This is a genomic window from Mailhella sp. (genome assembly GCF_057866825.1).
Genome location: NZ_DBMAHT010000019.1, coordinates 20,902 through 27,813, shown reverse-complemented (window position 1 = coordinate 27,813; position 6,912 = coordinate 20,902). Strand labels below are relative to the sequence as shown.

Below are 6,912 nucleotides of genomic sequence, written 5' to 3'. Positions count from 1 at the left end.
TTCCAGCACGTTGCCGAACACCGTGTGGTTCGGCTGAGGCTCGCGAAGCGGCACGTTGAGGTACACGCACGGCGAAACATACCCCTCGGCGTCCACGTAAAGGGTTCTGTGCGCACGTTCGCGGCAGAACGGCGCAGGCGCCGGCGCAGGGAGCGACGCATAAAAATCCCGTCCCGCGGCGCGCACCTTCGCGCCCACGTCCTCCAGCACCGCGCGGGCGGCCTCTATCTTCTCCCGCTCGTGAGGCGCAAATGCCTCCTTCGCCATTTCCGGCGAAGGAATGTAGTCCATGGTGCTGATGACGGCCGCATGCACGCCCCACTCGTCCATGAGCTGAGGCAGGTTGCGCACAGCCTCCACGTTGGAGGCCAGCATGAGATAGGCCAGATGGATTTCCAGATGCACGGCGTTTCTTTTTCGCCGCGCCTGCTGAAGCAGACGCACCGCTTCCTTCACGCGGGAAAAGGGCACGGCCGCCCGTGCGCCGTTGCTGGCTTCATCCGTGCCGACCAGAGAAAAGGCCACAATGTCCATGCCGCTCGCCACAATGCGCTCCGCCAGATCCTCGGTCATGCCGAGCCCGTAGGTCGTGGTGGACACCGCGCATCCGGCCCTTCTGGCCAGCTCCGCAAAATCCATGAAATGCGGATTCAGAAAAGGCTCGCCCCAGCCCTGAAGATGCACACGCCCGGTTTTGACCATGACCGGCCAGAGCGCCGCAAAGGTTTCGGGCTTCATGTGCCGGCTCTTCCACACGTCGGCGCGCGTGGTGTGCGGGCAGTAGGTGCATTTGCCCGTGCAGCAGGAAGTCACTTCCACCTGCAGGCATTCCAGCGCCCGGGGCTGAAACATCTCCCGAAATTCCTGGAGAAGTCCGGGCGCGCGAAACTGCGCGAAAAGCCGTTCTACGTCAGAGGTCATGCCGTTTCTCCCGCAAAGGCGTCTTGTCCTGAAACACCGGCCGCCGGAAACGCCGACTCTTCGTTTCCGCGCCGTCAAACATCCGCTCGAAATCCTAAACCATCCAGCTCGTTTCCAGATGAGGCATGGCCTCGAAAGCTCCCCACTTCTTTTTGAAGAAGGCTATGCCTCCGTCTATGCCGAGGCCCAGATTCAGCACGCTCTGCCCCCGGCGCACGGCTTCGTCGGCCAGCGCCTGCACCAGCGCGTCACTCACGCCCGGCGGACAGTCGTCCTGACGGAAGGCGAACATGTAGAACGCCGTGCTGAGCGCACTGTAATCGCCCACGGCCAGCGCCAGCAGCCTTCCCGACGCCGACCGCGCGCCGAAGAGCACGGCCTCGGGCGAGGCGTTCACGTACGCTCCCACCTTGCCGAAAATATGCCTCGTGCCCGGAGCGAGCGTGCGCACCTTAAGGTAGTGATCCACGAGCGCGTCGTGTTCCGGCCCCCAGGACTCCACGCCGACCGCCGCCTCGCGCCGCGCGCGGTTCAGCATGTTGCGCAGCTTCTGCCCCGGAGCGTGCGGCACGTTCACGCACCACCAGGCGTCGCGCTCCACCACAGCATTGTCCGGCGCACACGCCGGAACCACGGGTGCCAGCACGGTGATGCGCCGCAGATTCGGCATGGCCAGCGCACAGGCCACGGCGCTCTCCAGTCTGTCCGCGTAGGCGGCGCTGTGCAGGCCGCAGGAGGCGAGCTCGTCCTGCGCAGGAAAGGCCACCAGCGTGCAGCTGTCGGCCGTGGTCCAGGCGGCAAAGCCCTCGCAGGAGCGCAGCGTGCGGCCGGAAACCGCGCGCACGTAGGCGGGAATCTGTTCCGGCACGACGGCCCGCGCGCCGAGATCGGCGAGCGCCCTGCCCGAAGACGGGCCGCGGGAGGAAGATCGCGCAGCATGACCGGAAGGCTCGTTGCGCAGCGCGGAGGAGCGAATGTTTTTCGGAGCCTTTTCCCACGTCGGCGCATCGGGATTGCCGGGCAGCACCACGGAATCGTCGCGCCGTATCCAGGCGGAAAAGCGATGCTTCCACGTGGGCAGCACGCGCGTTACGGTAAAGCCGTCTTCGGCGAGCATGTGCCGCAGATTGATCATGTGGGCGGACCCCACGAACACCGCCGTTCCGCCCCGCTCGATGTACGGACGCATGCGCTCGCGGAAACGCTGATCGCGCACGCTGATGATGGTGCCCGTGCGCGTGGGAAATTCGGCGCTCGTGCCCATCATGCCCATGAGGTCGCCCGCCAAGTACCGCAAACGGTTGCTCTTCATGAGCTTCGGCCAGAAGGAACACTCCTTCATGAACTTCACGATGCGCGCCATGGGCGCCGACTCCAGCGAGGCTATCTGCTCGGCCAGGCTCTCCATGCCCATGACCGACTTGCCCATGTCGAGCGCAATGTTCCACACTTCGAGATCCACGGAATTCGTCCAGCCGTTGCGTTCGAGATACGACGTCCAGAGCGAGAAGAACGCGTACCACTGGCGGCTTTCGGCCAGCACCTGACGCACGTCGATGCTGCGTTCCTGCTGCGCGCCCACAAGCCTTGCCCAGAAGCCCTCGGGGCCGTACACCATGCGCTCAAGGCGACGCACGTCCTCTTCCGAAAGAAACTGCGCCACGCGCGGGGCGTCCGGCTCCGGGGAACGGCCGATGCGCGCCACCTCGTCCATGCTGTCCGAGTCGATGGGGCCTTCCAGAAGCACGGTGTCCACATTTTCAAAAAGACGGCGCAGCGAATGCTCGAAGGAGTAACAGAAAAAGTGCGCCGAGCCGCCTATCCACGACGTGCGTCCGTTCTTGTCGAGACGCCAGAGCATGGCGCACGGCCGCTGCTCGGGCAGAGAATCGAAGAACTTCCAGCGCGACATCTCGTAGTTGCCCGACGACGTGCCTATGCTGATGGCAAGATACGCCGCCATGTCGAAAAAGCCGCCCGCCCCCGAAGATTCCTGCCATACCGCGAGCTCGTAGGGCGCGCTCTGCACCCCGCCCCATTTTTTCTTGAAGCGGGTGATGCCCTCGTTCACGCCGAGCCCGAGCAGCACGGTCTGCTTGTCTTCCGCCCGGGCGCGCTCCAGCATTTCGGCAAAAAGCAGATCGGGCGCATGCGGCACGTAATGCGTTTTGGAATGCGCGCCGAGCACGTAGCTCACATGATGCGGCAGGGAATAGTCCATGAGCAGACAGGCGGCAAGCTGGCCTTCTGCGTCCCATGCGTTCAGAAGACGCAGATCCGCCGGGCCCTGAAGCGCGGCGGCCGTGCCCGAATACAGCTGACGTATGCGCGGCGGCAGCGGCATGCGTCCCATGAATTCCGCCCAGAGCCGGCGATGCTCCGGCGTGAATTCGCGCGTTTCGTCCACCGAAAGACGTTCACGGGCATGCCGTACCGGGCCGCGGAGCCTGGGCGGCACCGGAGACGACGCGTCCAGCGTGTAGTACACGTCCCGATCCTCCACATGACTCTCCAGCCGCTCCGGCATCTGGGGCGCAATGGCAAAGCAGTCGGAAGGCTTCACCTTGCGGACGGCTTCATCCAGCGCGGATTCAAAGCGACTTACGGAAAACTCCCCTTCCTGCGGATAACCTATGGCCATGAGCCAGTCGTCGGCCGTCACGAAAATGAAGCTGTCCAGCTCGAAAGAGCGACCTGCCGAAATGGCCTCCAGAAGACGCCGGGAATGCTCGGGAACAATGACTGCGGACATGGAAGACTCCTTGGGCACGCTTGTGACGAATATGCCATATCCCCGTTTGCCGGTAAAGCGGCTCCGCGCAACGCCGCAGCGATTCATTATTGTTTCGCCGCGCCGTTCGCACGCCCGCCTTCGGCATCCTGGCATGGGGCCGGGCGCATTCCTTCTTTTTCCGTGAGCCGCCCGGCTCTTCCCCTCGTTCCGCTCCCTTGTTCGTTCCCAGGACGCAAGATGCGAAACAACTCTGTACCTTATCTAATTTGTTGAGCAACTTGCCTTTTTCCTGCGTAAGCCTACATTGTTCCGGTACGGCACGGCCTGCGCTTTCGGGCGCGGCCCTTCTCATTTCCGGTAAAAAGCGAGGCTCGCATGTTTGAAAACGTTGTTCTCGGCAGACGCTGCAGCGACAAGGACTTCCGGACGCAGGCCCCTGAACTGCGCATGAAACTCTTCAACGCGCAGCGGCAGTGCATCGACCGCAAGATCCCCCTGCTCGTCATCGTCGACGGCGTCAACGGCGCAGGGCGCGGAGCCGTCATCAACCTGCTGTCGGAGTGGATGGACAGCAAGCACGTTCACAACCACGTGTTCTGGATGGAAACCGATGAAGAACGCGAACGTCCGCTCGACTGGCGCTTCTGGCGGCGACTGCCGGCGGCCGGCTCCACCGGCGTGTTCTTCGGCGGCTGGTACGGCCTTGAAATGCGCCGCTTCTGCACGAAAGACATGAGCGAAGCGGAATTCACCGCCCACATGCACCATTGCCGCGGTCTGGAGGAAAGTCTGGCTGCGTCGGGCATGGCCATCGTCAAAATCTGGCTGCATCTGAACAAAAAGGAACACGACGAACGACTCAAAAAGCGGCTGGCACACAAGGAGCTGCTCCACTTCACGCCCTACGACAAGAAGGTTTCCGAAAACTACGACGGCCTGGCCGAAGCCGCCTCGCGCGCCATCACCCTGACCGACCGGGCCTTTGCGCCCTGGACCATCGTGGACGCCGCAGACGCGAACTACCGCAACCTTGCGGTGGCCCGCGCCGTGATCGCCGCCGTGGAGCGCACCGTCGCCGAACAGGACGCCAGAGTCGCGCGCCTGAAGAATCAGAACGACGCGGAACAGGAAAACGTGGTCTCCACTCTGGACGCCATCGACCTGAGCGCCAAAGCCGATCCCGACGCCTACAAAAAGGAACTCGCCGACCTGCAGCAGGAACTGCACGAACTCACCTATCACGCCTGGCGCCGGGGGATTTCCAGCACGCTGGTCTTCGAGGGCTGGGACGCCGCCGGCAAGGGCGGATGCATCCGCCGTCTCATGGACGGCATCGACGCCCGCATCAGCCGCGCGATTCCCATCGGCGTGCCCACGGATGAAGAACTGGCGCATCACTACTTGTGGCGCTTCTGGAGGCACGTGCCCCGGGCCGGATTCATCACCGTGTACGACCGTTCGTGGTACGGCCGCGTGCTTGTGGAACGGGTGGAAAAGCTCACGCCGCGCGAAGACTGGAGCCGCGCCTTTGCGGAAATCAATCTTTTCGAGGAGCAGCTCACAAGCGGCAACAACGTGCTGATGAAGTTCTGGCTGCACATTTCCCCCGAGGAACAGCTGCGCCGCTTCAGGGAACGGGAAGTCACCCCGTGGAAGCAGTACAAGATCACGCCCGACGACTGGCGCAATCGGGAAAAGTGGCCCGAATACGTGCGCGCCGCGGATGAAATGTTCCTGCGCACCAGCACGGAATATGCGCCCTGGCACATCGTAGCCGCCGAAGACAAAAAGAACGCCCGTCTCACCGTGCTGCGCACCTATCGAGATGCGCTGAAAAAGGCGCTCAAGAAATCCGACGGCAAAAAGCACGGCAAAAAATAATGTCGACAGCCCGCATCCGGCGAAAACGTCTGCGGCACAGGGAATTAGCCGGACTTTTCATTTCAACTCCCCTTTTTTTTTGCGCTTTTTCTTGCTTCCCCCTGCAATAACAGGTAAGGTGCGGAGAACGCGCAAGTTTCTTTGAACTTCAAAGGAGGCAACATGCCTGAAATCTCTCATGAAAAAAGCCAGTTACTGGATGAAATCAATAATCTTTCCGGCCAGATGAAGGAAATTGCCTCCGCCATCTTCGCCGAACCCGAACTGGGATATCAGGAATTCAAGTCTTCCGCCCGCCTTGCCGATTTTCTTGAATCCAACGGCTTCAAGGTGGAACGCAATCTGCTCAATATGCCCACGGCCTTCCATGCCGTGTACGGCTCCGGCGAAGGCCCGCAGGTGGCCTTTCTCGCCGAATTCGACGCCCTGCCCGGGCTCGGCCACGCCTGCGGACACAACCTCTTCGGCACGGCGGCCTGCGCCGCCGGCATAGCGCTGGCCCGCCATCTTCCCGCAGGAACCGTTCACGTGTTCGGCACGCCCGCCGAAGAAGGCAACGTGCGGGACGCCGGCGGCAAGGTGCCCATGGCCGACGCGGGCCTCTTCGATCACATGGACGCCGTCATTGCCGCCCACGCCGAAGGCCGCACCATTCTCAAGCAGCAGCTCATTTCCCGCGCCAACCTGGAAATGGACTTCAAGGGCAAGGCCGCTCACGCCGCCGGCGCGCCTGAAAAGGGCATCAACGCCATGGACGCCGCCGCGCTTGCCGTCATGGGCATCAACAGCCTGCGCCAGCACATGACTCCCGACGTGCGCATTCACGGCCTGCTCACCGACACCGGCACCTCCATCAACACCATTCCCGAATTCGCCCGTCTGCGCTACGGCGTGCGCGCCCGCAAGCCCGAAACCCTCAACAACGCCATCGAACGCGTGGTCAACTGCGCCCGCTGCTGCGCCATGGCCCTCGGCTGCCAGTTCTCCTACCGCCATTCCGCGCATCCCTACTACACCATGCGCCACAACATGCCGCTGCTGCACGCCTTCGCTTCCAACCTCGACCTGCTCGGGGAAAGCTACATCGACGAAGTGTCCAGCAGCTACTCCACCGACATGGGCAACGTCAGCTTCAAGGCGCCGTCCATCCATCCCTACATTTCCATCGGGGGCGCGCACCTCGTCGGACACACCCCCGCCTTCGCCGAAGCCTGCAACGGAGAAGGCGGCTTCAAGGGCATGCTTCTTGCGGCCCGCTCCATGAGCCTCACCGGCTACGACGTGCTCACCAATGAAGCGCTGCGCAAAGAGGTCCGTCAGGCCTTTGAAAACCTTGACGACCTTAACTAATACCCCTATCCAGTAATTCCCCCGTG

At 62.7% G+C, this 6,912-nt stretch carries 4 protein-coding genes; 2 read left to right on the top strand and 2 right to left on the bottom strand.

Going from position 1 to position 6,912, the window contains the following annotated elements; genetic code table 11:
* Both ACZM96_RS03650 and ACZM96_RS03645 read right to left on the bottom strand, forming a co-directional pair.
* Positions 1-921: radical SAM/SPASM domain-containing protein (locus tag ACZM96_RS03650; protein WP_489487420.1), on the bottom strand; the 921-nt coding region annotated here is incomplete at its 3' end.
* Positions 922-1,015: 94 nt separating this feature from the next.
* A complete protein-coding gene (locus ACZM96_RS03645) occupies positions 1,016-3,673 on the bottom strand; it encodes a TraB/GumN family protein (RefSeq protein ID WP_489487418.1) in 2,658 nt (885 codons plus the stop codon).
* Positions 3,674-4,030: 357 nt separating this feature from the next.
* On the opposite strand from ACZM96_RS03645, the gene pap reads away from it, so the two are divergent.
* Together pap and ACZM96_RS03635 are read left to right on the top strand one after the other, a co-directional pair.
* On the top strand, positions 4,031-5,536 hold the full coding sequence (pap, locus tag ACZM96_RS03640) for a polyphosphate:AMP phosphotransferase (protein ID WP_489487416.1): 1,506 nt from the start codon (positions 4,031-4,033) through the stop codon (positions 5,534-5,536).
* Between the two features lie 162 nt (positions 5,537-5,698).
* Positions 5,699-6,886 (top strand): amidohydrolase, encoded by a 1,188-nt coding sequence (locus tag ACZM96_RS03635; RefSeq protein ID WP_489487414.1) that lies wholly within the window; start codon positions 5,699-5,701, stop codon positions 6,884-6,886.
* Positions 6,887-6,912 lie beyond the last annotated feature (26 nt).